The organism is Kamptonema sp. PCC 6506 (genome assembly GCF_000180455.1).
Taxonomy (GTDB): domain Bacteria; phylum Cyanobacteriota; class Cyanobacteriia; order Cyanobacteriales; family Microcoleaceae; genus Kamptonema; species Kamptonema formosum.
The window spans coordinates 24,232-49,184 of the sequence record NZ_CACA01000305.1; the positions used below are offsets into that span (position 1 = coordinate 24,232).

A 24,953-nucleotide genomic window follows, 5' to 3' on the forward strand; every position below is an offset into this window, starting at 1 on the left:
ATGTGGCAAGATGAGATCGTGGAAGAAATCCACCGAATTCGTGAAGAACACGCCAAGTCGTTCAACTACGACTTGGATGCCATGTTTGCAGATTGGCAGAAGAAGCAGGCTGAAAGTGGAAGGGAAATAATCTCAAAATCACTCAAGCCACGCACTCAAACCACGTCGATCTGTGGTTAAAAAAGTGCGATCGCTCTTTCCCCAAAAAGTGCGATCGCCCTCTGAATAGTAGCATTGACCCTTGTTTCACCCTCGTGCTATAATCAACCAATAATCTTCGTAATTATCAATTGCTAAGATGACGCAAGCTGAAAAAATCTCTATTTCCTTACCAACATCGCTAGTAAAATTTATTGAAACCTACAAAATTACTAAAGGATGCCAATCACCCTCCCAAGTAATTGAAGTAGCTTTGGAGTTATTGCAGAATCAGGAACTAGAATCCGCTTATCGACAAGCATCTAGTGAAATTGACTCCGCTTGGGATATAACAATTGCCGATGGATTAACAGATGAAACGTGGTGAAATTTACTACGCAAATCTCAGCCCTGCGATTGGATCTGAGATGGATAAACGCCGTCCTGTGCTATTGGTAAGCAACGATGCAAATAACCGCGCCGCCGATACAGTTACAATTCTGCCAATCACCTCTAATGTGACTCGCGTTTACCCTTTTGAGGTTTTAATCAATCCAGAGGATAGCGGTTTACCCAAACCTTCCAAAGTACAAGCGCAGCAGGTGCGGACAATTTCTAAACAACGGATTGATGCGGATGTACTAGGAAACTTGAGTCAGGAAGTCATGCAATTGGTAGATGCGGCTCTCAAACTCCACTTAAAGTTAGATTAAATTCCCTCGCGATCGCTCTTTCCCCAAAAGCGCGTAGGCGTAGCCAGCCGCAGGCATCGCACCTCCTCCATCCGTGTCAATCAGCGTTTATCTGCCGTTAAAAAGCTATTAATTAGTAAACAAACTCGGCTCCACATAAAAAAAACTACCCAGAATCAAGGCCTGCTCTTTGCTGATATCTCGCTGGCCATTAACCAATTCATAAACTCCTGCTTCATCGCCAATAATTCCCACCAAATCCGCAGGTTTTAGCGCTCGCTGTTCCATCAAAAATAGTAACAATGAATGAGGTGTAACTGTAACTATAGGTGCATAGTATTCTTTCTCAAATCTTTCAATTAATACAATCAACAATTCATATAACTCATCAATTATTACCTTTGATGTTAAAAACTGTAAAATTTCCTACCGCTTCAGCTTTAGGAAAAACAGATTGCACCTCAACTAAATTTGACCATTTGGCTTTGGTAGCAATTTTAAACCAGTTATCTAAGACTTCCCGACAATCAGCATGACTTTCGCTATATTCACGCATCCGCCGATAGCTGATTATGTGCATCTGCTATATTTGGCAATTTTAACCAAATTTTATCTTAGCTAAACCAATTTATTTTGTCAAGCGCAAATAGCGATCGCCCTTTCCCTTTCTCATAAAAACTCAACACACCCAACCATTTCTTCAGGCCTATACACTTCATAAATCAAAACCAAAGCTTCAATGATTTAAGGAGATGGTGGACTTTTACGTTTTAACTCTTCGATCAAAGCATCTGCTTCAGAAGTGCGGCGGTCAATTTCTTCTCGATGATCGTAATAGTAAGTCATCGCCGCATGAACCGAGGCTGGTGATAAATTATAGTCCCTCGCAATTTCTTCTATAGACTCTCCCATCTTCAGATACATCTCAGCAATTTGTGCTACAGAAATTCGATGACCAGCGATGCGTGGCTTACCACCAAGTACCCCAGGTGTAATTTCAATATGTTCTGTGATGACTGATTGTTGAGACATAAAAGGTGAAATGCTTTTAATTGGTAATGTTTATAGTTCTTTAACTTTAGCACAAACAGATCGAGGGCGATCGCTTTAAACAAATTTCGAGCATGAACAAAAGCCTCCGACTAGCTTTATAAGCGGAGAAAACGTTCTAGCTCGCCCAAATCTTTTCTCCGATCGCATTTTCCTCCTACATAAGAGCCTCCTGTCTCCTGCTATATCTCACAGGGGCAAGGTATCCGTTTTACCATCCCACGTTGGTAGCAAATTATACAGCCGCCGATCGCGAGCGCCTGCATTTTATGGCGATCGTAGTTTGAAAACACGCCCTAGCCCCTAGCGATAAGTTACGATCGCAAAGTAGAAACTCCCGCCAACCAAAAATCCGATCGCACAGGTAAGCCGGAAGCAACACGCCCAAGTCTGAATAATTTAAACTAAAATCTACAATCGTCTAGATTGAGGATAGTTGGTGGTCATCAAAAACTTTCAACTTAAGCAAAGCGCCCCATAATCTAAAATCTAAAATCTAAAATCTAAAATTTTCATGTTGAACAAACTACTGGTCAGAAATCGCTGGAAATCCATAGTGCAGCCTTGGCAGGAAGTAGACCTATCACTATTCGCTGCCTGTATCGGTCTCACCGTGTTTGGGGGGATAATGATTCACAGCGTCGAATTAAACCAAGGGCGCATTGACTGGTGGCGGCACTGGGCCACTGGCGGCGTAGGTTTGGTACTGGCAATTTTAATCGCCCGCTGCCGTTATGAGATGCTGATTCAGTGGAAATGGATTATCTATGCCTTCATTAATTTTTCACTAATCGCAGTGCGCGCGATCGGTATTACAGCTTTGGGGGCGCAGAGGTGGATTAACATTGGTGGCTTTCACGTTCAACCCTCAGAATTTGCCAAAGTAGGGGTGATTATCACCTTAGCAGCCCTTCTGCAAGCGCGACCTTCCCCATCCCTTGGGGATATGTTAAAGATGCTAGCAGTAGTTTCTGTACCTTGGGCGTTGGTGTTGTCGGAACCTAATTTAGGAACTTCGCTGGTATTCGGTGCGATCGCAATGGGAATGCTTTATTGGGGTAATGTTAATCCCGGCTGGCTAATCTTGCTAATATCTCCAATTATCTCCGCCCTCCTCAACAACGTATTTTTACCCACTTGGTTATTCTGGGTAGTAGGCATGGGTTTGATCGCTTGGCGGACATTACCCTGGTCTTGGTTGACAGCCCCTACTGCTGTAGCGATCAATGTGATTTCTGGTCAGGTCGGACACTTCTATTGGAATCTCTTAAAAGACTATCAAAAAACTAGGCTGACGGGATTTTTAGACCCAGAGAAAGATCCTTTGGGTAGCGGATATCACCTCATCCAATCTCGTATTGCTATTGGTTCCGGGGGAGTTCACGGGCGGGGATTATTTCAGGGAACTCAAACTCAACTTAACTTTATCCCTGAACAACATACAGACTTCATTTTCTCAGCGATTGGTGAAGAACTCGGCTTTATTGGCTGTATTTTGGTCTTAGGACTTTTTTGGTTTATTTGCTTGCGTTTGGTGATTATCGCTCAAACTGCTAAAGATAACTTCGGTTCTTTGTTGGCGATTGGAATGCTAGCAATGTTGGTTTTTCAGGTGTTCGTAAATATTGGTATGAACATCGGTTTAGCTCCTGTTACCGGGATTCCGCTGCCTTTCCTCAGTTATGGAAATGCGGCATTACTGAGCAATTTTATTGCTCTGGGACTGGTGGAGTCTGTGGCTAATCATCGACAGAGGTTGAAGTTTTAATTGCTAATTGTTAACTGTTAACTGTTAATTGTTAACTGGTAATACCAAATCCGAGTTAAATATCCCCGTTATTTCTTAGTCCGCGCAGGCGGACTTCGTTTTTGTAGTAGCGATTTCAATCGCCGAAGCATAAAGAAATATCAAAATCAGATTTGGTATAATTGGGTAAAAATCTCCCCATCTTCCATCTTCCATCTTCCATCTTCCATCTTCCTTCTTCCTTCTTCCTTCTACTTACCTGGTTGTCCAGTTATGCCCCGTGTTTAGTTGAGAGTTCTCTAACCTTTCTTGATAAACTTGTTTGAGTTTAGGCATCGACTTTTCTAGAGAGCCGTTACCGAAACGCCGCAAAGACGGCCACACAGGAGCAACTTTGCTCGCGGCTATCTCAAATCTCCCCGCTTTGACATCCTGTAAAGCGCCTTTTTCGCGAATTAATTCTAAAGCCACGCGGTTTTGATTAGCGGGAGTGAAATCCCTGATACCAAGTTTTTTGGCAAAGCGATCCCATGTTGGGCTGAGAAATTGATATCGGCCCGCAGCGTCTGAACACAGCTTTTTTCCGTACCTACGGCTGCATTTGACTTGTCTGGGATGGTCGCGAAAACTAGAAAATTGAGCACCTGTATACTGAGTTCGGTAGCCATTGGGACTGTCTGTGCCTTCAGCTACAGCTATCGTGTGGAGAAAAGCTTTAGTGCGGGCTAGATAAAGGGGAGATACTGTTTTTCCTGATGAATTGACGCTCAAAACCTCTTCTTTGCGATCGGAGGGATGAACTGAGCTTAGCTGTTCTCCCTCTTTTTTGGTAAGAGGACTTGCTGTAAGAGCAACTTCACCGAAGAGTCGCACCGTCATCAAACCCAAGGTGAAAAATAAGCCAACGCACAAACTCCACGAACATCCGAAGCCAACAGGTGAGTCTAGAAATTTTACCAAATGCGATCGCATCTTCTGGCTATGAGTTGAACTCGCTTGCCAGGGAAATGTGGGCAACATCCCCATTTTTCTGCCGTAAGTGAGGAGGGACTTCACTGCTGATAGCTTCTGCTTGCAGCTTTGGGATGCAAGTTTCTGGTGTTTGAGGCAAATCGCGAAGGCTCTAATATCCCCCGGAGTGACTTGTGCCAAAGGTTTTCCTGCAAACAGTCGAAATTCGTTAGCCGCCAGCCAGCAAGAGCGCTGAAGAGCGGGAGCTTTTCGTTGCACCCACAGGTGAATTAATTCTATGTCAGAAACCTGATACCGTTGGCTTTTTAGATGTTGTGCGTACATCACAGCTCTCCTCACAAGCAATTAAAAATTAAACAATGGATGAACCCCTAAACGATGCAAGCATTTTACTGACTTGAGTCTGACTTGGATTCTTTAGGCATTTAGGCGGTAGGGGATCGTTTTTGGTTGAGCGATCGTAGTGGGACTTGGAGAGGGGATAGATACATAGGGGGAGAAAGGTAGAGGGGGGAAAATACCTCATCGTTAATCCTCATACTAAGCGGTCACTCCGTCAAGCTTTTGTCCTGATTAGATATCTACGTAGAAACCGGGTTTCTTAGAAAAATTGAAGACGATCAACTAGATAGCTATGAAGAAACCCGGTTTCTGACCTTGACGCGGGTTTCTTAGAAAAATTGAAGATTATCAGCTAGATAGCTATGAAGAAACCCACTTCCTGACCTCGACTTGCGTAAGTCCCGATCGAGTAACAAGGGGTTAACTGACCAGGTAAAGAATATTTAAACTACTTTGCCTACTGGGGAAATTTCCGATAGTGCCGAGCTTACTGTCGCCAAATTAAATTGAATAAATCAATTATAGTAAATTTATGGCTTCTACTACAACCTGTGCAATTTTTCATGTTATCAAATAACGAGAGCGCTGTCGAATGCCTAGATGTTACTTATCGCCTAAACCGACGCTGTTTGGTAGATAAACTTAATTTTAAAGTGCTAAAAGGAGAAATTTTAGTATTACTAGGACGCAGTGGCAGCGGTAAAACTACTACAATGAAACTGATTAACAATCTGCTGACACCAACCAGTGGGGAAGTGATTGTATTGGGAAAACTGACAACACAGTGGAACCCAATCCAACTACGGCGACGAATAGGTTATGTAATTCAAGAAATTGGCTTATTTCCGCATTTCACGGTTGAGCAAAATATTGGTTTAGTGCCAAAACTAGAAGGTTGGGAACGCGATCGCATTGGATCTCGCGTCCATCAACTGTTAGAATTAGTTGGGCTAGATTCTCAACTATTTGCCAAACGCTATCCCCATCAACTCTCCGGCGGACAAAGGCAGCGAGTCGGTGTCGCCAGAGCTCTTGCCGCCGATCCTCCTATATTATTAATGGATGAACCTTTTGGTGCTCTAGACCCCATTACTCGCCTAGAATTGCAGCGGGAATTTCGGCAATTACAACAGCAATTAGGCAAAACTGTGATTTTTGTCACCCATGATATTCAAGAAGCTTTTTTTCTAGCTTCTAGAATTGGCTTGATGCAAGATGGGCGTTTAGTAGAGTTAAACTCACCTGGTGAATTTCTAAATTCCCAAAACGCAGAAGCTCGCGCTTTTATTGAATGTTTGCAATTAGTTTCTAACACCTGATCGTGATTGTCAATTCCCAATCACCAATTACCAGTTACCAATTACCAATTACCAATTACCAATGAATGAATTCCTAAATCGCTATGGATCGGAAATGATTCAGCACACAATTGAGCACTTAATTTTAGTGTCAATTTCAATTTTTGTCGCTGTTTTAATTGGTATTCCTCTCGGTATCTTAGTCACGCGAAAACCTGAATTTAGCCAGCCAATTTTAGGTTTTGCCAATGTAATGCAGACTATCCCCAGTTTAGCATTATTTGGCTTGTTAATTCCTGTTCCTGTTGTGGGCGGAATAGGAGCAAGAACGGCAATTATTGCTCTAACTCTCTATTCATTAATGCCGATTATCCGCAATACTTATACTGGGATTATAGGTGTAGATCCAGCTATTCGCGAAGCTGGGCGGGGGATGGGAATGACAGATTGGCAACTTCTATTTCAGGTTGAAATTCCCTTAGCAATGAGTGTAATTTTAGCTGGGATTAGAGTGGCGACAGTATTTGCAATTGGCTTAGCCACTATTGCTGCTGCTATCGCCGCAGGAGGGTTAGGAGTATTTATTTTTCGGGGTGTGGCTACAGGGAATAATCAGTTACTTTTTGCGGGTGCAATTCCAGCAGCAATGATGGCATTAGCTGCCGATTTTGCTCTGGGTTGGGTCGAACTCTATCTAAATAAAACGCACACGAATAGCTAAATATTTAGGAATTTCAATTAATTAAAATCTCCTTTTATGACTATTATGACTATGAAAAACTTTCCGAACTTGCGATCGAATTACGAATTTCATTAGCCTTTTGAAGGTAATCTCTATCACTTAAAATTGGTAGAGAATTATCAATAGCAATTGGTTCGGCTAAATCAATCCACGAGCGACAGCCTCCGTATTCTTGGCGGTAGAGAATTTCCTGTGGTTCCGCTAACTGATAAGTTCGCAGTAATAAGATGTAAATAGGCTGATTAGATTTCCATTTTAGCCGATCGTTGACAAATTTCTGATTCCAAATATGATAAGGAAATAAAGCCGCGATCGCAGGTTCGTAAGCGAGTAAAAAAGCATCAGTTATGTTGGCCCAACTACCAATTCTAACCGTTTCAGGATGCCAACCTGATGCTACAACTTTCACCTGACTTGCATACTCAGGTTTTAGTAAATCCGGCTGTTGATGTTCAAAAGTAGGATATAGCAAAACCTGCTTGTGAATCAGATTAAAATGTCCCCCTTGTTCGCGGATACCGCCTTTCCTCAACAGCATAATTGTTTTGCCCTTTTCTAAGGCATTAATAGCAACATTCCATTCTTTCAAAGCGCTAACAGTTGATTCCATAGTATTTTTCCTACAATTTTAAAGTTAGTCGTAATCTGGTCATCTTAAAAATATTTGATAGCGATATTACCGCCAATAAGGGGAAAATATTATATTTTCATCTTAAAATTGTTGCATAATATGTAATGGTAAGGGTAGCAATCAAACTCAGGAGGTCAATATGGAAACCCGACAACTAGGCACATCTGGAATTGCCATCACCCCGATTATTATGGGGACTTGGCAAGCTGGTAAGCGGATGTGGGTAGGAATTGAGGATTCCGAGACAATTAAATCCATACGAGCAGCTTTTGAGGCTGGTATTACTACCATTGACACGGCTGAGGTTTACGGCGAAGGACATTCTGAGCAAATTGTAGCGCAAGCTTTGTCTGATGTACGCGATCGCGCTGTATATGCGACTAAAGTTTTTGCCAACCATTTGAAATATGACCAAGTAATAGAAGCGTGCGATCGCTCCCTCAAAAACCTCAATACTGATTATATCGACCTTTATCAAATCCATTGGCCATCGGGTAACTGGAATAGTGAAGTAGTTCCCATAGAAGAAACCATGAGCGCACTTAACAAATTGAAAGAACAAGGTAAAATTAGAGCGATCGGTGTTTCTAATTTTGACAGCGCTCAAATAGAAGAAGCTGCAAAATATGGACGTATTGATAGTTTACAGCCTCCTTATTCTCTATTCTGGCGATGGGTTGAAAAAGAAACAATGCCCTACTGTGTGGAAAATAATATCACCATAATTGCTTATTCTTCTCTAGCTCAGGGGATATTGACAGGTAAATTTGGGGCAGATCATAAATTTGAAGAAGGCGATCATCGAGCAAAAAGCAAGCTATTTAAGCCAGAAAATTATGCGCGGGTACAGTTAGCATTAAATCAACTGCGTCCCATTGCTGAAAGACATCAAGTAAGCTTGGGTAATTTGTCTTTAGCTTGGTTAATTGCTCAACCCCAAACTAATGCAATTGTCGGGGCTCGTCATGTTGAACAATCAGTAGAAAATGCCAAAGCTGCTGAGATTAAACTGAGTGTAGAAGAACTCAAAGAAATTGACAAAATTGGTCTAACTGTCACCGATTATTTAGATGAAAACCCCGTTATGTGGGAATTTTAATCGTAACGCCGCCCTCTAAGCGGTTTAAATACCGTCCAGAGGGCGGCGTTACAACGTAAAATATAATCAATAATTCCATGAGTTACTGTTTAAATCCTGATTGCCAGAAGCCACAAAATCCTACCAAAGTTAAACTTTGCCAAACTTGTCGATCGAAACTACTGTTAAAAGATCGATATCGCGCCCTAAAACCAATTGGACAAGGTGGTTTTGGCAGAACATTCTTAGCAATTGACGAAGACAAGCCATCTAAACCTCGCTGCGTAATCAAACAGTTTTTACCAATAGAAAACCACGTTAGAGGAAATAATTCCCAGAAAGCATCAGAACTATTTGAACAAGAATCAAAACGCCTTGATGAATTAGGAAAACATTCTCAAATTCCAGAACTCCTCGCCTATACTACTCAAAACAATCGCCAGTATTTAGTACAGGAATTTATCGACGGCTATAACTTAGCTCAAGTTATACAAATGCAAGGAACATTCAACGAGACTCAGATTCGCGACTTACTAAATAGTTTAGTACCTCTACTTCAGTTTATCCATAGCCATAATGTTATTCATCGAGATATTAAGCCAGAAAATATTATTTGTCGCCAAAATGGAGAATTAGTTTTAGTCGATTTTGGTGCAGCTAAATTTGCCACAGGTACAGCCTTATTGAAAACAGGAACAAGTATTGGCAGCCCCGAATATATTGCCCCCGAACAAGCAAGAGGTAAGACCGTTTTTGCTAGTGATTTATATAGTTTAGGAGTAACTTGTATTTATTTGTTAACTCAAGTTTCTCCGTTCGATCTTTTCGATCCTGGTGAAAATAGCTGGATTTGGCGACAATATTTAGTAAACAATGAAATCAACGACGAGCTAGGGCAAATTCTCGATAAAATGATTGAAAATGCTACTAATCGCCGTTATCAATCCGCCACTGAAGTATTAAAAGACTTAAATCCTCAAGCCGCATTCAAGTTAGAAACTCCACAAGTCATTATTAATTCGCAAGTAATTTACAAACAAATTACAGAAGATAAAATGATTGCTGAATCTCAGCCTAAAATACAGAATTGGAAATGCACTAACACCCTCATCGGTCATAAAAACTTAGTTTATTCTGTGGCTTTTAGCCCTGATGAAGATATTATCGCTAGTGGTAGCGATGACAAGACAATCAAACTTTGGCAATTAAAAGATGGGCAGGAAATCTGCACTCTTCATGGACACAATAACTCAGTTTACTGTGTGGCTTTTAGTCCTGATGGAAAAAATATTGCTAGTAGCAGCCACGATAAAACGATTAGACTTTGGCAAGTTAATAATGGTCAAGAAATTCGCAGATTTCTAGGTCATACTAATGCAGTTTACTCTGTAGCTTTTAGCCTTGATGGAGAGTTAATTGCAAGTAGTAGTTGGGATAGAAGTGTCAAGATTTGGCGGGTGAAAGACGGTCAAGAAATTCGCACTTTAATGGGTCATACTAATTTAGTTTACTCTGTGGCTTTTAGTCCCGATGGACAACTTATTGCTAGTAGCAGTTGGGATAAAACTATTAAAGTTTGGCAAGTAAAAGACGGGAAGCTGATTAGCACTATTACCATTCATAAAGATTGCGTGCGCTGCGTGGCTTTTAGTCCCAATGGCGAGTTTTTTGCTAGTGGTAGCCACGATAATACTATTAAGCTTTGGTGGGTAAAAGATTGGCAAGAAGTTTTGACAATTGGTGGGCATTCCTGGTATATTGATTCTATTGCTTTTAACCCCGATGGAGAATTTTTAGCGAGTAGTAGTAATCAAGTTATCAAGATTTGGCGGGTAAAAGATGGTCAAGAAGTTTGTAATTTAACTGGCCATGCTAATTCAGTTTATTCTGTAGCTTTTAGTCCTGATGGGGAATATCTAGCCAGTGGGAGTAGTGATAAGACGATTAAGCTTTGGCAGTGCGATTGATAGGATGGTAGAAGTAATTTAATTGTCTTTCTCTAATTTTTGCCGTAACTCTCGAATTACAGCACTTGTACTGCGATCGCGCAACATTTGCCAGCATTCCGCCACAATTTCTGATACATTAAAATTTTGGAAATAACGGCTGGTTAAACTTTCGCTGTATCGGTCATCTTGCAAGGAGTAAATTATTAACCTATTCTTTTTAAATAGCCACACTTCCGGGATTTGATAAGGCAAATAATCATCTACATCGGTATAGCTACTTACATCGACTTCGATTACCAAATCCGGCGGCGGTTCAACACCCCAACCAATTCTATCTTTGCCAACTATTGCCGCGCAATTATCAATATAAAAACAATAGTCTGGTTCAATCCCTCTTACCTCCGGCAAATCTATCGTAATTGGGGTAAATGCTTCATAATCTACCCCTAAGTAATCTAGTAAAACCTTGACGACATCAGCAATAATATTTGCTTGTTTTCCATGTATGGGTAAAGGGGACATTAATAAAATTTCTCCTGGTCGATATTTAATGCGTGGAATTTGACGATCTCCCAATTGTTGTACGAGTGTTTGGTAAAATTGCCAGTTTCCCGGCAATTTTATAACTGTTCCGGGGGGCAAGTGTATTTTTTCTGGTGTGACAACTGCAAACATAAAATTTATACCTCCTAACTGATTATATGCCTTCAATTTCATTTTTGAAACTTTATTCTATACAGCTTCATATTAAATTGGTATCAGGTTTAACAGGTAAAGCAATTATAAACTCTGTCCCTGTTCCCACTTCCGACCAAAAATTAATTGTACCCCCATGTTTATCTACTATAATATTGCGACTAATTGCCAAACCCAACCCAGTTCCCACGCCTCTAGGTTTGGTCGTGAAAAAAGTTTGAAACATTTTCTCTTGAGTAACTGCTGCAATACCTGTACCATTATCCGCAATCTTCACCAGTACAAAATCTAGATCCATAGATTCTGTAGTGATAGTAATTGTAGGCAAAAAGCTATTTTTCTGGAGATTTTCTTGTGAATTTTGGATTTTATTGACATTTTCACCTAAGTTATATTCCCCTCTTTCTTCGGCTTCTTCTAAAGCATCAAGAGCGTTACTTAGGAGATTCATAAATACCTGATAAAGTAAACCCATGTACCCTTCAATATTAGGAATATCGCCATAATTCCGAATAACTTTAATCCCTTTTTTAACCCGGTTGTTAAGAATGAGCAGTGTACTTTCAATACAAGCATGAATATCAACAGGGTGAGGCATCGCCTGATCTAGGCGAGAAAAGTCCTTGAGACTTAAGATAATAGCCGTTGCTCGTTCTGTACCTACTTTCATCGACTGTAAGATTTTGGGCAAATCTTCTTTCAAAAAATCGATATCAATTCTTTCAGCCTGCTCTGTGAGTGCTTGAGATGGTTTAGGAATTTCTGCTTCGTAGGTTGCTAGCAGTGAGAAAAGGTCATCAATATAATCTTTAGCCGGATCTATATTACCATAGATAAAGTTAATAGGATTATTAACTTCGTGAGCCACACCCGCCAACATTCGCCCCAAACTCGCCATTTTTTCGCTCTGAAGCAATTGGGATTCTTTTTCAGCTTGTAATTCTGCTAAAAGATGTTTTACCTTAAGAATTAATTGATTAAGCGAAATTGTCAAAACTCCCAATTCATCTTCTGACGTAACAGGTGCTTGCAAGTCGAAATTAGACTCTTCAGTTACCCTTTGAGCAATTTTAGTTACTGCTTTCAGGGGACGTGCGATCGCGTAGCTAGTGTAGTTAGCTAACAGCACTGCCATCAGAACTGATAGTATCATACTGTAAGTAAGTATCTGCGATCGCAGCATTTCTGCCTCAACTGAAGCCGCCTGTACTACATCTTCTTGTTTGTCAGCAACCTCAATAAGTGCTGCTAAATCATCGGCCAGATTATCTAGCTCAAATCCGATTTTATCCTTAGTGAAATCCGATAGCAATTTCTCAGCTTTAGCTACCCCAGCCTTGCTCTTTTTCAAAACTGCAATTTGCTCGAGAATTATCTCTAGTTTTTGGATATAAACTTCTAGCGATTGCTCGTAAGTTTGCATAAAAGGCTTGACTCCTTCTACCTGTGCTATATCTACCTCAGATTGAAGTTCAGATAACAGATTTTTCAAGGTGTCAGTATATTGTTTTAGCTGCTTATATTTTTGAGCTAACAATTCTGGCTGCTGTAGCCAATAAACAAGGCGCTGCTGGTAAATTTGCGTCCGCAGCAAAGCTGTTTGTAAATCTCCTAAGCGGCGACTTTCCAAATCGATATCTACTTCCTGTGCCGCTTTATGATAATAATAATTGCTTAATGTCAGCCCCGTTATTATTCCTCCAACAGCAACGCCAATAGCAACTGTATAGCCGCCACGAATCTTGCTGCGGATACTGAGGTTGCTAAACCTCTGTGCAAGCTTTTCTAAGAGACTACCTGAAACGCCTAGATGACGGCACGAAGTCGGCTGAGGCTCTATTAAAGTAGGAACAGCATTTGGGAAAGATTTTTTGGGATTTTCAGGCTTCATAGGAGCAAAGCTGCGATCTATTTAGCTTCAGAATTAGCTTTTGAAGGGACATTGAGCTTGGTTAGTGTAGAGAAATAGGGAATTATACCTGAGTCTGGTAAAAGGCGCTTGCACCCCGATAGACCGAGAGTTCAGTTTTGTGGCTGGAGGAGTTATCTACGGACTTTCACCGTAATTCACTCTTCAACGAATCGCACTTAGAATTACTGTGTATCTGTCAGCCTATCTCCACTCTTACAGCAAGGTATTCGCTTCTGATACCATCCCTCCTTTAATCACTATTCATTTAGTATAGTTCAAATTTCTTTTGCTGTAACCATATCTAGGGCAGATATTGCCCGTCTTTGACAGATCCCCACCAATCCCACCGAATATTATCAGAAAAACGGTGACTTTAGCGCGACATTTGGTCGCGTTAGAGATATTTTTGCGTAAGTCATGTCACCCTTATAAAAAAGGAGCAGGTGTAACCAACAGAGTAATATTATCAATACCAATAACGTAAACAATATCACCTGTTTCTAAGGTAATTTCTTGGTCGCACCGAGCAGGCCACCAGCTACTTTGGAAATAGACTCGACCTGTTCGGCGAGCATAAATCGGTTCATCAACAATCGCTTCTTCATTGAAATCGTGGTTAACTACCTTTTGGCAGGAGAAGGATGTGCCAGTGGTTTTGATACGGAAAAGGTTGGCTAGGTTAAACATTAGTGGATGACTCCTGAGCAGTTCTATAAAGCTATCTGGGGTGAGGGGCTGTTTTTATGCAGATTGAGGAGTGCGATGCCTACGGCTGGCTACATCTACACATTTCTTAACGCACTACATTAGAATTTTGTAAGTTCGGGATTGTCAGAACCTATACGCTGAGTATCAGAAATATTGTTCAAGAGTAGGGTTCATCTTTCTAATGTCTATTGCGTACAGCAAGTTTTACCGTCTGGGCTATCACATACCTTACAACTAGCGTATTTGTTATGTTCCCGATCAATTTTCGTTAAAGATACTGGCATCCTGAAGGTAGATTTAATCGCCGCGATTAGCATCAACAGCAATACAATTGAAATAGCAAGTTTCATGCTCGTTTCCCCGATAAATTCAGTAATAGAAAAGCCAGTTAGCGCTAACTTTTTTCTTGATACTGTATATTTTTTCAGGTAATTATCAAGCGATAAAGTTGAAATAATAGGTAATATTTCCAACTTGAAACATCTAGTATTCCTAAAATAAACAGGAAAAAGTCAGGTTTAGTTAGGTGGCTTGCCAAAAAAGTAGGGAAAAGTCAGGATTGCTCTCAAGCTCTAGTCTGAGATTAACCATTGATATATGATATGTAAGTAGTGAAACTGGGAAAGACGATGAATTCAGAATCACAATTCACCTGGGATGAAGCGCTAAAAGTTGCCGATGCAGCCGTATATGAAAAAACTGGCAACCACCTTAGTGATATCGAGGTCAAAGTGCTGCGGGGTGCTTGGGATAGTGACAGTTACGAGCAAATCGCCGAAAAATTTGGTTATTCTGTAAACTACATCAGAGCTGATGTGGGTAGTAAATTATGGGAAAAACTTTCTAATGCGTTAGCAGAAGAGGTAACAAAAAAGAAATTTCAAGAAGCCTTAAAGAGAGAATCAGAACGGCGAAAGCACGCACCTAACTCACCACTTCCATTAGAAGAACCCCTAGAATATCCAGATGGTCAAGTACCTCTAAACTCAAGATTTTATGTTGAGCGTCAACCCATCGAATATGACTGCTATAAAGAGGTTTTAAAAGCCGGTTCCCTAATTCGGATTAAAGCCCCGAATCAAATGGGGAAAACATCTTTAATGGTAAGAATTTTAGCTCATGCTGAGAGATATAGCTATCGAACTGTGCGATTAAATTTACAACAAGCAGAAGCTACTGTTTTTACTAACTTAGATAAACTTTTGCGGTGGCTTTGTGCCAATATTAGTCGGCAATTAGGGCTACAACCAATGCTAGATGATTATTGGGATGAAGAAATTGGGAGTAAAATTAGCTGCACTACATATTTCCAAGCTCATTTGTTACAAAAAATAGATAGTCCCTTAGTTGTAGCTTTCGATGAAGTCGATCGAGTTTTTCATTATCCCGATATTGCCGGGGATTTTTTGCCACTATTGCGAGAGTTTCACGAAGAAGCTAATAATCTGGAAATATGGCGGCGGTTACGATTAGTAGTAACGCACTCGACAGAAGTTTATATCCCATTAAATATCAATCGTTCACCTTTTAATGTCGGGCTACCTATTAAGTTACCAGAATTTACAGAAAAGCAAGTAGAGGATTTAGCAAAAATTCACAAACTTGAGTTAAAAAGCGAGGAAATTAAACAATTAATGGCGATAGTTGGCGGACATCCTTTTTTAGTAAGACTAGCTTTTTATCACCTGCAACGTCAGGATCTAACTTTAGAAAAGTTGCTGTCTGAAGCTGCTACCCAAGCAGGAATTTATAGCGATCATTTGCGACGACACTTAGGATATTTTCAAAAGCAGCCGGAATTGATAGCGGCGATGAAAAGAGTTGTAGAATCAGACAAAAGTGTACAGTTAGAGTCAAGGCAAGCCTATAAATTAGAGAGTATGGGGCTAGTGAAATTGAAGGGAGATGAGGTGATGTCAAGTTGTGAATTGTATCGTCGATATTTTTGCGATCGCTTGTAATACTAAAGCTATTTTACTCGGCGATTGAAATCGCTTCTACACAAACGAAGTCCGCCTACGCGGACTAAGAAATAAGAGGCATATTTAAGCCAAGTTTGGTATAAAGATGTAAGGAAATAATTATGAATACAGCACAAAAAGTAGAATATGAATATAAAGTTGGTGGGAGTTTGCCACCGGATGCTCCCAGTTATGTAACTCGCCGTGCTGATTTTGAATTATTAGAAGCATTGAAAGCTGGTGAATTTTGCTATGTTTTGAACTCGCGACAAATGGGTAAATCTTCTCTACGAGTTAGAACTATGCAACGCCTGAAAACCGAAAAATTTGCCTGTGCAGCCCTCGATATGACGAAAATTGGCAGCAAAGAAGTTACAGCAAATCAGTGGTATAAAGGGATTATTTCTGAGTTGATCCGAGGGTTAGATTTATTAGGCAAAGTCAATTTAAAAACTTGGAGAAGCGAACAAGAGGGGCTATCGCCAGTTCAGCAATTGAGTCGGTTTATTGAAGATGTGCTACTTGTCAAAGTTCCCGGCGAAAGAGTTATTATATTTGTGGATGAAATTGATAGCGTTCTCAGTTTAAATTTTTGTCTTGATGATTTTTTTGCCTTGATTCGATGGTGTTATAATCAACGGGTAGATAATCCTGAATACCATCGCCTTGCATTTTGTTTATTAGGAGTAGCAACGCCATCAGATTTAATTGCTGATAAGAGACGCACGCCGTTTAATATTGGTCGAGCAATTGAGGTGACAGGGTTTAAGTTAGAGGAAGCTAAATTATCATTAACTCAGGGGTTAGCGGCTAAAGTAGATTATCCTGAAATGATTTTAGAAGAGTTATTAGATTGGACGGGAGGGCAACCTTTTCTTACTCAAAAGTTGTGTAAACTGGTTGTGGATAAGGCAGAAAGTAGAATGCCGAATATTGAGAGTTTAGTTACACAATATATTATTGACAATTGGGAATCGCAGGATGAACCGGAGCATTTGAGGACAATACGCGATCGCATCCTGAATAGTAAAGAACTCACCAGTAGGTTATTGGGATTGTATCAGCAAATTTTGCAGCGGGGAGGAATAGAAGCTAGTTATTGTGCTGAACAAATGGAGTTGCAGTTATCGGGATTAGTGGTTAAACATCAGGGTAAGTTAAGGGTTTATAATTTAATTTATCAATCTGTTTTTAATGCGAGTTGGGTAGAGAAGGCATTAGCTAATTTACGTCCCTATAGTGAGGCAATCTCGGCTTGGTTGGCTTCTAGTTGTCAGGATGAATCGCGGTTGTTGCGAGGGGAGGCTTTACAGGATGCACTTGTCTGGGGAACTGGTAAAAGTTTGAGCGATCATGATTATCAGTTTTTAGCTGCTAGTCAGGCCTTGGATAAGCGAGAAATTCAAATTGCTTTAGATTTAAAAGAAGAAGAAAGTCGCATACTAGCTAAAGCTAATGAGGAAGCAAATAGAAAAATTAAAAGAGCCAATATCAGCATAGGATTTGGGTCGGCTGTACTATTAATTATGTTAATTGTTGCCGCTATCGCAGCTACACAGACGTGGCAACAAATCAAGAAAGCTGAGCAAGCTGAGCAAAAAATGGCTGATGTTAACCAAAAGGCAGTTGAGGCGCAGAAACAAGTCAAAATGGCAGAAAAAACTAGAAGTTTTGCTGAGGATCAATTAAAAGAAGCAGAGGCACAGTCAAAATTAACTCAGCAGGAAATGCAAAAAGCTAATCAGGAGCTAGCTGCTGCCAAAACTGAACTAGAAAAAGTTAGAGAAGATGCAGAACGTAAGCGTCAGGAAGCGATGCAAAGAGTGAGCATTGCGGAGGGAAAAAAAGTTAATCTTCAACAAGAAGCTGTCAAAGCACAGCAGCTCAGTCAGGAAGCAGCTCAAAGTCAGAAAATAGCAGAAGAACAAGCAATTGCAGCGCAACAACAGGCAGCTAAGGCAGAGCAAAAAACTCAGGAGGCAACTCAGAAACAGAAAGAATACGAGCAAAAAATAGCAAAATTCAGCAAAGAAGCTACTCTTGCCAAGACAGAATTACAAAAGCTAAGTATAGAATTAAATTCGGGTCAGATTGAACTAAATGCTAGAGAATTTACGGTTTTAATTGGTACAGAAGATGGTCGTGGGTCAGGGGTGATTATTGGCCGCCAAGATGACACTTATCTTGTACTCACAGCCTACGATGTAATTTTTCAACCTGGGGGATTTGAAATTCAGGCACCTGATGGAGAACGCTATCCTATTTACTCTGGTCATGTGCTAAAAGAGGTTAACTTAGCAGTATTAGCATTTACCAGCAATCAAGAATATCGAGTTGCTGAATTAGGCAATTCTGACGAATTGAAGGAAGGTACAAGGATTTATTATGCAGGCTATTCTAGCCCAGGATTAATAGTTCCAGAAAGCCTTTATTATTTTCTTAGCGCTCGTATTACTGAGCGTTTGCCAATGCAGACAAACGGTTATGAACTAGCATTTAATGGGGTTGGGATACCAGGAATGTCTGGCGGTCCGATAATCGATACTAAGGGTAGGGTTGTAGGAATTTCTGGGAAAGCTAATATAAATCAAAATACCAAGCAAATGGTAGGAATTTACGGCGTTCCGATTAAAACATTTGAGAAATTACAAGCACAACAGCTATCTACTGCAACACCTGTAACATTACTTCCAGTTCCTTTATCTGATCAACCATCAAATATCAGCAATAGGATATTCTTATGCGGGATGAGTCAGGGAAACCCAGCAACCCTTGTTCGTACTGTGAGAGGGCCGATGACAGTTATTATCTGGACTAATGAGGAATATACTGCATCGGGCTGGACTCCTGAGCGTCGCTGCAAGGAAATTTCTGCTAGATTTGAAAGACTTAATAGATCTGGTCAATTAAAATATCTTAAAGCCGGGACGGTTAGTGGTCAATCTGTTATATGCGGTACAGATTCCAGGGAGAGTTTATGCTCGTCAAATAATGTGTTAGTAGCTCTCCCTTCTGGTACTGATGCTAACTTAGCTCTTAATCATCTATTAAATATAAGAGTTGGAGCTTCTTCAAGACCACTATATTTATGAAGCGATGGTAGCTACTGTCCTGATAAAAGGAAGAGTGCTAGTCATCAGTGAAATTGAAAGCGCGATCGCACTCTATAAATTAATGAAGATTGAACTTCGCCACCCTTATAAACCTAAAATTGCACACACAGCCTTAGCCACCTCCTGCATATAGATATCATCCAAATTGCCAAGCACCCTAATTAGCCTCGATTTATCACTAACTCTAATCTGTTCACAAAGCAGTACCGAATCCTGACTTAATCCCCCTATACCTGCGGGAACAAACACATGAGAAGATAATAAAACACGCCTAATTTTTGTCGTAAACGGAGCAATAATCGTGTGCAGACTGACGGCATTAGCCCGATCTATTTGTAGAATTAAAACCGGCCGAATGCCTGATTGTTCCGTCCCTACTACTGGATTAAGATCGCATAAAACCACATCTCCTCGATTAATCTCTACCATTGGATCTCACCTCTGGCCAAACGTTCTTCATAAGCTTCTAAATTCTGCAAATAATCAGAAAAATTTAATTCAGCCAGATCTCTCCCTTCAGTAAATTGACTCCACAAATTAACCTCATACCTATCATCTTTCATCAAAAAATCTACAAAATCATTTACTTGTTGAACAAGTGTTTCTGGCAGTTGATGAATTTTCGCAATAGTTTCGTCTCGAACACTCATTTTTCATTCCTTCTTAAATACTACCAATATTATACCCAATGCTCAGGCGATCGCACCTCCCCAAAAAAGCACAATCGCCCTCTCAACCCCAACCCAAAAAACTATGATTCCTTTAGCTTCTTAATGCGATCGCGAATATTCTCCTCCATTTCTTTCAGCAACTCTGGAGTATCGGGAAACGGATACCTTACAGCATCTTTATTATCCGCCTTCAAACGGTCAACAAGTGTATAGAAAGCATCATCATCATCCCTGTGAGCGAGGAAATAAGCTCGTAACTCAGCCTTGCTCATCGTCTCAAAATCAGGTTTCATATTAAATACTCCCATGTGCCATCACGGTAAACTTGGATTTGCAGTTCTTCCCCTGCAAAAATAAAAATCGTGCCATCGCGCTCATCAAAACGCAATATTTCGACTGAGTGGTAAAAATTAGTCAAAGATTGACATAAGCTGATGCAAATTAACCCTTGCGCTGCTGTTGGAAGAATAGTTCCTCCTTTAAAATAATTATTTGAGTGTAATTATATACTACTGACATTAGATTAGCACAACTTAGCCAAGCGCGATCGCCTCATACCAAATTTGGCTTTATTCCCTCTTTTTATTTTAGTCCGCGTAGGCGGACTTTGTTTGTATAGCTGCGATTTCTAATCGCCCGGAAATTCGATTTTTTAAACCAAATTTGATATCATTTACCAAGCGCGATCGCCTACAATTTAACAAACACCAAACAAAAAAACACAATGTTTAGACTCTCCCAAGGCCAACTCAACCTACTCACAACCTGCCCCCGCAAATTTCAACACACCTACCTCGAACAACTAGCAACCCCCTATACCCCAGAACAACAAGAAAAACTCGCCTGGGGTAGCAAATTTCACCTGTTAATGCAGCAGCGAGAAATCGGATTACCAATCGAAGCCTTGATTGAAGAAGACGCAGAAATGCACAATTGCCTCACTGCCTTTATAAATGCCACACCCGAACTTTTTCCCCCCCCAGAAAATAGTAACCTCACTTTCCGCCAAGCTGAACATCCTCGTACCCTCATCTTCCAAGACTATTTAATTACCGTAATTTATGACCTCTTCATAGCCGAAGCAACACAAGCTCAAATCTTTGACTGGAAAACCTACCCCCGTCCTCAAAACCATAAATTATTAGCACAAAACTGGCAAACTCGTCTTTATTTATATGTTTTAGCAGAAACGAGCAACTATTTACCTGAACAAATTTCTATGACCTATTGGTTCGTACAATTAGAAGGTGAAAATAAACCGCAAAGCCTCAAATTTACTTACAACAATATACAGCATGAACAAACTAGAAATGATTTAACTAGCATCTTAAACCAACTAACAAAATGGTTGAAATTATATCATGAAGAAGGCGAACCCTTTCCCCAAGTAGAAATTACATCTAACAATTGCGATTTTTGTCAGTTTATCACTCGCTGCGATCGCAGTCCCGAAACTGAAGAAAATACCTTAAGCAACATTACGGTAACTGCACCCCCAGATTGGCTACCGAATCTAGGTATGATTGAAGAAATATCTATTTAAACCATAAAAAAAGTCCCCCTTAGAGGACTTTAACTATTATGAGTCAGCGATTTGAACCCTGGATACTAATTAAACATCAGACTTCTATTGCTGTGAACCATCTGCACCAGAATTACTACCAGGTGTAGCCGTATTACTAGGATTAGAATCAGTGCCGCTTTCTGTATTACTTCCACTGCCTGTCCCTACTCCAGAACCGCTATCATTTTGATTGGAGGATGGAGCAGTTGAACTCTGAGGTGCTGGAATTGGCGAGGCTGAAGCTGGCTCCCTCTGGGGACTTGGAACCGTAATATTGATATTATTTGATGGCGAAGATGGAGCTGGTGCTGCTTGCGGAGCGGGTGGATCTTGACGCTGGGAATTGGGAACAGTAATATTAATATTAGGCGCTGGTTGTTGAGAAGCTGGACTTGGTTGAGGAGCAGGCGTAGCTCTTTGAACTGGAGACGGTTGAGGAGCTGGAACAATCTTTTCAATGATTGTCTTTTCTCTCTCAATAGTCCTAGTCGGAGCAGGTGGTGTTGAAGGCTGATTTGCTCTCGGTACAGGTACAATCAAAGGAGCAGGAATAGGAGCTTCATCACGTCTATTCAAGTAATATACAGTTCCGAGAACCAAGCCGACTAAAGAAGCCAGAATAATTCCTAACAGCAACCCGCGAGCAGCATTATCATTATCTCTAACTTTTTGAACTTCTCTTTTGCGGTGACTTTCTGCAACTTCGCCCTCTACATAACCTTTATGGTGAGCTGCTGTTGTACTGGGAACTGTTGAAGTAGTTCGCGTTGTACTGACGTGACCATTAGTTCCATCGGTGTGAACCTCTTGATGAATTTCACGGCTAAAGCTATTTTCTTCGTTAGGTTTCATAATTATCCTCGTCACAACTATTCAAAAAATATTTCTTTGTAGGAGATGTCCTTATTTGAAAACTTGAGTTAAAAGTTTCCTTGTTAGGACATTTGAAGAACCTTGGTTTTTTTCTTCATTTGTATTCACTCTAACTGATCGGCGCATAAGCAGACTGTACCCTTAGAGTGATCCTTTGAGTACCACCAAAGGAATAGAATTAGCTTGCTAGCAAAAAAAACTACATAAAATAAGATTAAATAGAAATGTAGGAATCATTTAGTCCTTGGATATTCCTAAATGCCGGAACAACCTCAAAATTGGCAAATTCAGCCCCCAATTCACCCGCCAACTTGGTTAATTGAAGCCGTCAAAAGTCACGCCCCTGAATTGCCAGGGCATTATGCGGCCTCACTATTAATGTCAAGGGGAATTCAAAACCCCGAACAAATAGCTGGTTTTTTGAACCCCAATCTTTATCAACCAGCAAGTCCTTTTGAATTTGGGCAAGAAATGAATCTTGCCGTAGAGCGAGTTCTGCAAGCACGTAATAATGCAGAAAATATTGCTATTTGGGGAGATTTTGACGCAGATGGTATTACCTCAACTTCTGTTCTTTGGGATGGTTTAGGGCAGTTTTTCTCTCAAAATGAACAACTTACTTACTATATTCCCAATCGTCTCACTGAATCTCATGGCCTCAATAACCCTGGAATTGATGCGTTAGCCAAATCAGGAATTACTTTAATTATCACCTGCGACACGGGCAGCACAAATTTAGCAGAAATTGACTATGCTCGCAGTTTAGGAATAGATATTATTGTCACAGATCATCATACGCTACCAGAAGAACGCCCTCAAGTAGTAGCTATCATCAATCCCCGCTATTTACCCTCGACCCACCAACTTTTTCACCTCTCTGGTGTAGCAGTTGCTTACAAGCTAATTGAAGCACTTTATCAAAGTTTGCCCAATGTTCCTCAACGCCCTTTAGAAGACCTATTAGTTTTAGTAGCTATTGGTTTAATTGCTGATTTAGTGCAACTCACAGGTGACTGCCGTTACTTAGCACAAAAGGGGATAGAATGTCTAGGGAAACAAATCACAAATTCTACTCGACCAGGGATTACTAAACTATTAGAATTGTGCAAAAGAAGTGGCGATCGCCCTACAGATATTTCTTTCGGACTCGGCCCTAGAATTAACGCAGTTAGCCGCATTCAAGGTGATGCTAGTTTTTGCGTGGAATTGTTGACTAGCCAGGATAGAAAACGCTGCGACCAACTAGCACTTTCAACTGAATTAGCTAATACTCGCCGCAAATCTATACAGAAAGATGTTGCTAAAGATGTCAATGAAAAATTAGCTAAACTTGATTTGTCAACTACCAGTGTAATTGTTTTAGCGGACTCCCAATGGCCTGTCGGTGTCTTAGGATTAGTAGCAGGTCAAGTCGCGCAAGAATACGGTCGCCCTACCATTTTACTCAGTACAGAAGGAGCGGGGGAGATGGGGAGCGGGGGAGCGGGGGAGCAGGGGAGATGGGGAGCGGGGGAGATGGGGAGCGGGGGAGATGGGGAACAATTACCAATTACCAATTACCAATTACCAATTACCAATTACCAATTACCAATTACCAATTACCCAATTTTAGCCAGAGGTTCTGCCCGTTCAGTTAGCCAAATTGACCTTTACCAATTGGTGAAAAGTCAAGCTCATTTATTACACCGTTTCGGCGGTCATCCCTTTGCTGCTGGATTAAGTTTGCCCGTTGAAAATATTTCTTTATTTACAGATGCAATTAATCAACAATTGCGAGGGCAAATGGTTAATGGTTTACCTTCCCCAACTATCCAAGCTGACCTGATTGTTACAGTCTCTGAATTGGGGCGAGAGTTATTTCAAGAACTTAAACTCCTCGAACCTTGCGGCATGGGGAATCCTGCGCCTAAATTGTTGATTCAAAACTGTTGGTTTGAAAATACATGGCACTGCAACCAGAAGGATTTAAGAGGTAATAAAGTACAATATATCAAAACCGATTTTGAAATTAGAGACGAATCTAGCGATCGCGCATTTCCTGGGATTTGGTGGGGACACTACAAAGATGAAATTCCCACAGGGCCCTGCGATGCTATAGTCGAGCTTGACTTCAATACTTATAAAAAACGCTATGAAGTGCGGCTGATTGCTTTGCGACCAAATGGCGAAAATGCGCCCGTAAACATTCCTGCCCAAATTGATTGGATATTAGACTGGCGCAATAGCCAAAACCAAGACGAGTCAGCGATCGCCCTCTCTCCTTCACCCCTGATAATTGCAGAATGTCCCACTAGCTGGGGCGAATTACAAGCATGGTTTAGGCGGGGACTCCACTCACAACAGAAACTGGCGATCGCCTACAGTCTCCCACCATCCCCGCCCCCTATCCAAATCTGGCAACAGCTAGTGGGAATTGCCAAATACCTCAGTCGTACCAACCAAATAGTTACCCGCAGACAACTAAGACAGAAATTAGGCATCAGCGACGTATCCCTACAACTGGGATTCAAAACTTTAACCCATCTCGGTTTCCAAGTCACTTACCGCGATCGCGCCTTTCACATCACCAGACATCCCCTAGAAAAACCATCAGTAACTTTATCTCACCCAACCCATTCTCACCAAGTCTCAATGTCCCATTCTGAAGCGCTTTCCCACTCCATAGAACGATTCTTAGCTGTAGTTTCAGAAGAACAATTTCGCCGCCGCTATTTCTGCGAAGTTTCCTTTGCTACCATTCAGGCTATGGCCCAAGAAACCCTTTTAAATGACCTCGATTCCTCAGCTACTCCTTTCTAAGAGGGGCTAGGGGCTAT

26 protein-coding genes are annotated in these 24,953 nt (G+C 40.9%); 12 read left to right on the top strand and 14 right to left on the bottom strand.

Translation table 11 applies throughout. The features are described 5' to 3' along the window. The 3 genes from OSCI_RS18300 (at position 1) to OSCI_RS18310 (ending at position 851) form a co-directional block, all read left to right on the top strand. Positions 1-180 carry a hypothetical protein gene (locus OSCI_RS18300; protein ID WP_007356570.1) on the top strand — a complete coding sequence of 60 codons (180 nt, stop codon included), beginning with the start codon at positions 1-3 and terminating at the stop codon, positions 178-180. Between the two features lie 118 nt (positions 181-298). Next, on the top strand, positions 299-526 hold the full coding sequence (locus tag OSCI_RS18305) for a ribbon-helix-helix domain-containing protein (RefSeq protein ID WP_007356571.1): 228 nt from the start codon (positions 299-301) through the stop codon (positions 524-526). Beyond that, positions 513-851 (top strand): type II toxin-antitoxin system PemK/MazF family toxin, encoded by a 339-nt coding sequence (locus tag OSCI_RS18310; RefSeq protein WP_007356572.1) that lies wholly within the window; start codon positions 513-515, stop codon positions 849-851. Before OSCI_RS18305 ends, OSCI_RS18310 begins: the two co-directional genes overlap by 14 nt. A 108-nt stretch (positions 852-959) precedes the next feature. On the opposite strand, the gene OSCI_RS18315 is transcribed toward OSCI_RS18310, so the two are convergent. The 4 genes from OSCI_RS18315 to OSCI_RS30135 all read right to left on the bottom strand — a co-directional run bounded on the left by OSCI_RS18315 (position 960) and on the right by OSCI_RS30135 (position 2,259). Further along, the gene (locus tag OSCI_RS18315) at positions 960-1,205 is read right to left on the bottom strand and encodes a helix-turn-helix domain-containing protein (RefSeq protein WP_019487334.1); all 246 of its coding nucleotides are present in this window, start codon (positions 1,203-1,205) and stop codon (positions 960-962) included. 13 nt (positions 1,206-1,218) lie between these two features. Continuing rightward, positions 1,219-1,410, bottom strand: a complete 192-nt coding sequence (locus OSCI_RS18320) for a type II toxin-antitoxin system HigB family toxin (RefSeq protein ID WP_007356574.1) — start codon at positions 1,408-1,410, stop codon at positions 1,219-1,221. A 164-nt stretch (positions 1,411-1,574) separates the two neighbouring features. Further along, on the bottom strand, positions 1,575-1,862 hold the full coding sequence (locus tag OSCI_RS18325; protein WP_007356575.1) for a DUF433 domain-containing protein: 288 nt from the start codon (positions 1,860-1,862) through the stop codon (positions 1,575-1,577). Positions 1,863-2,115: 253 nt separating this feature from the next. Beyond that, positions 2,116-2,259 carry a hypothetical protein gene (locus tag OSCI_RS30135; RefSeq protein ID WP_168371097.1) on the bottom strand — a complete coding sequence of 48 codons (144 nt, stop codon included), beginning with the start codon at positions 2,257-2,259 and terminating at the stop codon, positions 2,116-2,118. 135 nt (positions 2,260-2,394) lie between these two features. On the opposite strand from OSCI_RS30135, the gene rodA reads away from it, so the two are divergent. Beyond that, positions 2,395-3,648 (top strand): rod shape-determining protein RodA, encoded by a 1,254-nt coding sequence (gene rodA, locus OSCI_RS18330; RefSeq protein WP_007356576.1) that lies wholly within the window; start codon positions 2,395-2,397, stop codon positions 3,646-3,648. A 234-nt stretch (positions 3,649-3,882) separates the two neighbouring features. On the opposite strand, the gene OSCI_RS18335 is transcribed toward rodA, so the two are convergent. Beyond that, a complete protein-coding gene (locus OSCI_RS18335; protein WP_007356577.1) occupies positions 3,883-4,923 on the bottom strand; it encodes a glycoside hydrolase family 104 protein in 1,041 nt (346 codons plus the stop codon). 581 nt (positions 4,924-5,504) lie between these two features. Here OSCI_RS18335 and OSCI_RS18340 point away from each other — a divergent pair. Together OSCI_RS18340 and OSCI_RS18345 are read left to right on the top strand one after the other, a co-directional pair. Next, positions 5,505-6,260 carry an ATP-binding cassette domain-containing protein gene (locus OSCI_RS18340; RefSeq protein WP_007356578.1) on the top strand — a complete coding sequence of 252 codons (756 nt, stop codon included), beginning with the start codon at positions 5,505-5,507 and terminating at the stop codon, positions 6,258-6,260. A gap of 61 nt (positions 6,261-6,321) precedes the next feature. Continuing rightward, the gene (locus OSCI_RS18345; RefSeq protein ID WP_007356579.1) at positions 6,322-6,960 is read left to right on the top strand and encodes an ABC transporter permease; all 639 of its coding nucleotides are present in this window, start codon (positions 6,322-6,324) and stop codon (positions 6,958-6,960) included. 49 nt (positions 6,961-7,009) lie between these two features. Here the strand turns inward: OSCI_RS18345 and OSCI_RS18350 are convergent, their stop codons facing one another. After that, a complete protein-coding gene (locus tag OSCI_RS18350; RefSeq protein ID WP_007356580.1) occupies positions 7,010-7,591 on the bottom strand; it encodes a DUF1802 family protein in 582 nt (193 codons plus the stop codon). 160 nt (positions 7,592-7,751) lie between these two features. Here OSCI_RS18350 and OSCI_RS18355 point away from each other — a divergent pair, with 160 nt between their 5' ends. Both OSCI_RS18355 and OSCI_RS18360 read left to right on the top strand, forming a co-directional pair. Continuing rightward, positions 7,752-8,711: an aldo/keto reductase gene (locus OSCI_RS18355; protein ID WP_007356581.1), complete on the top strand. Its 960-nt coding sequence runs from the start codon at positions 7,752-7,754 to the stop codon at positions 8,709-8,711. A gap of 77 nt (positions 8,712-8,788) precedes the next feature. Then, positions 8,789-10,657, top strand: a complete 1,869-nt coding sequence (locus OSCI_RS18360; protein WP_007356582.1) for a serine/threonine-protein kinase — start codon at positions 8,789-8,791, stop codon at positions 10,655-10,657. Positions 10,658-10,675: 18 nt separating this feature from the next. Here OSCI_RS18360 and OSCI_RS18365 read toward each other — a convergent pair whose 3' ends face one another. From OSCI_RS18365 to OSCI_RS18375, 3 genes are all read right to left on the bottom strand, one after another. Continuing rightward, a complete protein-coding gene (locus tag OSCI_RS18365; protein WP_007356583.1) occupies positions 10,676-11,314 on the bottom strand; it encodes a Uma2 family endonuclease in 639 nt (212 codons plus the stop codon). 67 nt (positions 11,315-11,381) lie between these two features. Beyond that, positions 11,382-13,226 carry a HAMP domain-containing sensor histidine kinase gene (locus OSCI_RS18370; protein WP_007356584.1) on the bottom strand — a complete coding sequence of 615 codons (1,845 nt, stop codon included), beginning with the start codon at positions 13,224-13,226 and terminating at the stop codon, positions 11,382-11,384. Between the two features lie 447 nt (positions 13,227-13,673). Next, positions 13,674-13,934 (bottom strand): NfeD family protein, encoded by a 261-nt coding sequence (locus OSCI_RS18375; protein WP_007356585.1) that lies wholly within the window; start codon positions 13,932-13,934, stop codon positions 13,674-13,676. A 650-nt stretch (positions 13,935-14,584) separates the two neighbouring features. Between OSCI_RS18375 and OSCI_RS18385 the strand changes: the two genes are divergently transcribed. Then, entirely contained in the window at positions 14,585-15,916 is a 1,332-nt protein-coding gene (locus tag OSCI_RS18385; protein ID WP_007356587.1) for an AAA-like domain-containing protein, read from the top strand. A 122-nt stretch (positions 15,917-16,038) separates the two neighbouring features. Continuing rightward, complete coding sequence (locus OSCI_RS18390) at positions 16,039-19,008, top strand: COP23 domain-containing protein (RefSeq protein WP_007356588.1); 2,970 nt, start codon at positions 16,039-16,041, stop codon at positions 19,006-19,008. A 105-nt stretch (positions 19,009-19,113) separates the two neighbouring features. Here OSCI_RS18390 and OSCI_RS18395 read toward each other — a convergent pair whose 3' ends face one another. The 4 genes from OSCI_RS18395 to OSCI_RS32060 form a co-directional block, all read right to left on the bottom strand. Further along, on the bottom strand, positions 19,114-19,458 hold the full coding sequence (locus OSCI_RS18395; RefSeq protein ID WP_007356590.1) for a type II toxin-antitoxin system PemK/MazF family toxin: 345 nt from the start codon (positions 19,456-19,458) through the stop codon (positions 19,114-19,116). Continuing rightward, positions 19,452-19,679 carry a hypothetical protein gene (locus tag OSCI_RS18400; protein ID WP_007356591.1) on the bottom strand — a complete coding sequence of 76 codons (228 nt, stop codon included), beginning with the start codon at positions 19,677-19,679 and terminating at the stop codon, positions 19,452-19,454. The genes OSCI_RS18395 and OSCI_RS18400 overlap by 7 nt, the downstream gene beginning before the upstream one ends. 101 nt (positions 19,680-19,780) lie before the next feature. Continuing rightward, positions 19,781-19,993, bottom strand: coding sequence for a DUF6887 family protein (locus tag OSCI_RS18405; RefSeq protein WP_007356592.1), 213 nt, complete (start codon positions 19,991-19,993; stop codon positions 19,781-19,783). Further along, on the bottom strand, positions 19,990-20,169 hold the full coding sequence (locus OSCI_RS32060) for a DUF6888 family protein (RefSeq protein WP_026103734.1): 180 nt from the start codon (positions 20,167-20,169) through the stop codon (positions 19,990-19,992). Before OSCI_RS32060 ends, OSCI_RS18405 begins: the two co-directional genes overlap by 4 nt. Positions 20,170-20,424: 255 nt before the next feature. Here OSCI_RS32060 and OSCI_RS18415 point away from each other — a divergent pair, with 255 nt between their 5' ends. After that, a complete protein-coding gene (locus OSCI_RS18415; RefSeq protein ID WP_007356594.1) occupies positions 20,425-21,243 on the top strand; it encodes a PD-(D/E)XK nuclease family protein in 819 nt (272 codons plus the stop codon). A gap of 84 nt (positions 21,244-21,327) precedes the next feature. Here the strand turns inward: OSCI_RS18415 and OSCI_RS18420 are convergent, their stop codons facing one another. After that, the gene (locus tag OSCI_RS18420) at positions 21,328-22,116 is read right to left on the bottom strand and encodes a hypothetical protein (protein ID WP_007356595.1); all 789 of its coding nucleotides are present in this window, start codon (positions 22,114-22,116) and stop codon (positions 21,328-21,330) included. Positions 22,117-22,395: 279 nt separating this feature from the next. Here OSCI_RS18420 and OSCI_RS18425 point away from each other — a divergent pair, with 279 nt between their 5' ends. Further along, positions 22,396-24,936 carry a single-stranded-DNA-specific exonuclease RecJ gene (locus tag OSCI_RS18425; protein ID WP_007356596.1) on the top strand — a complete coding sequence of 847 codons (2,541 nt, stop codon included), beginning with the start codon at positions 22,396-22,398 and terminating at the stop codon, positions 24,934-24,936. Positions 24,937-24,953: the final 17 nt, after the last annotated feature.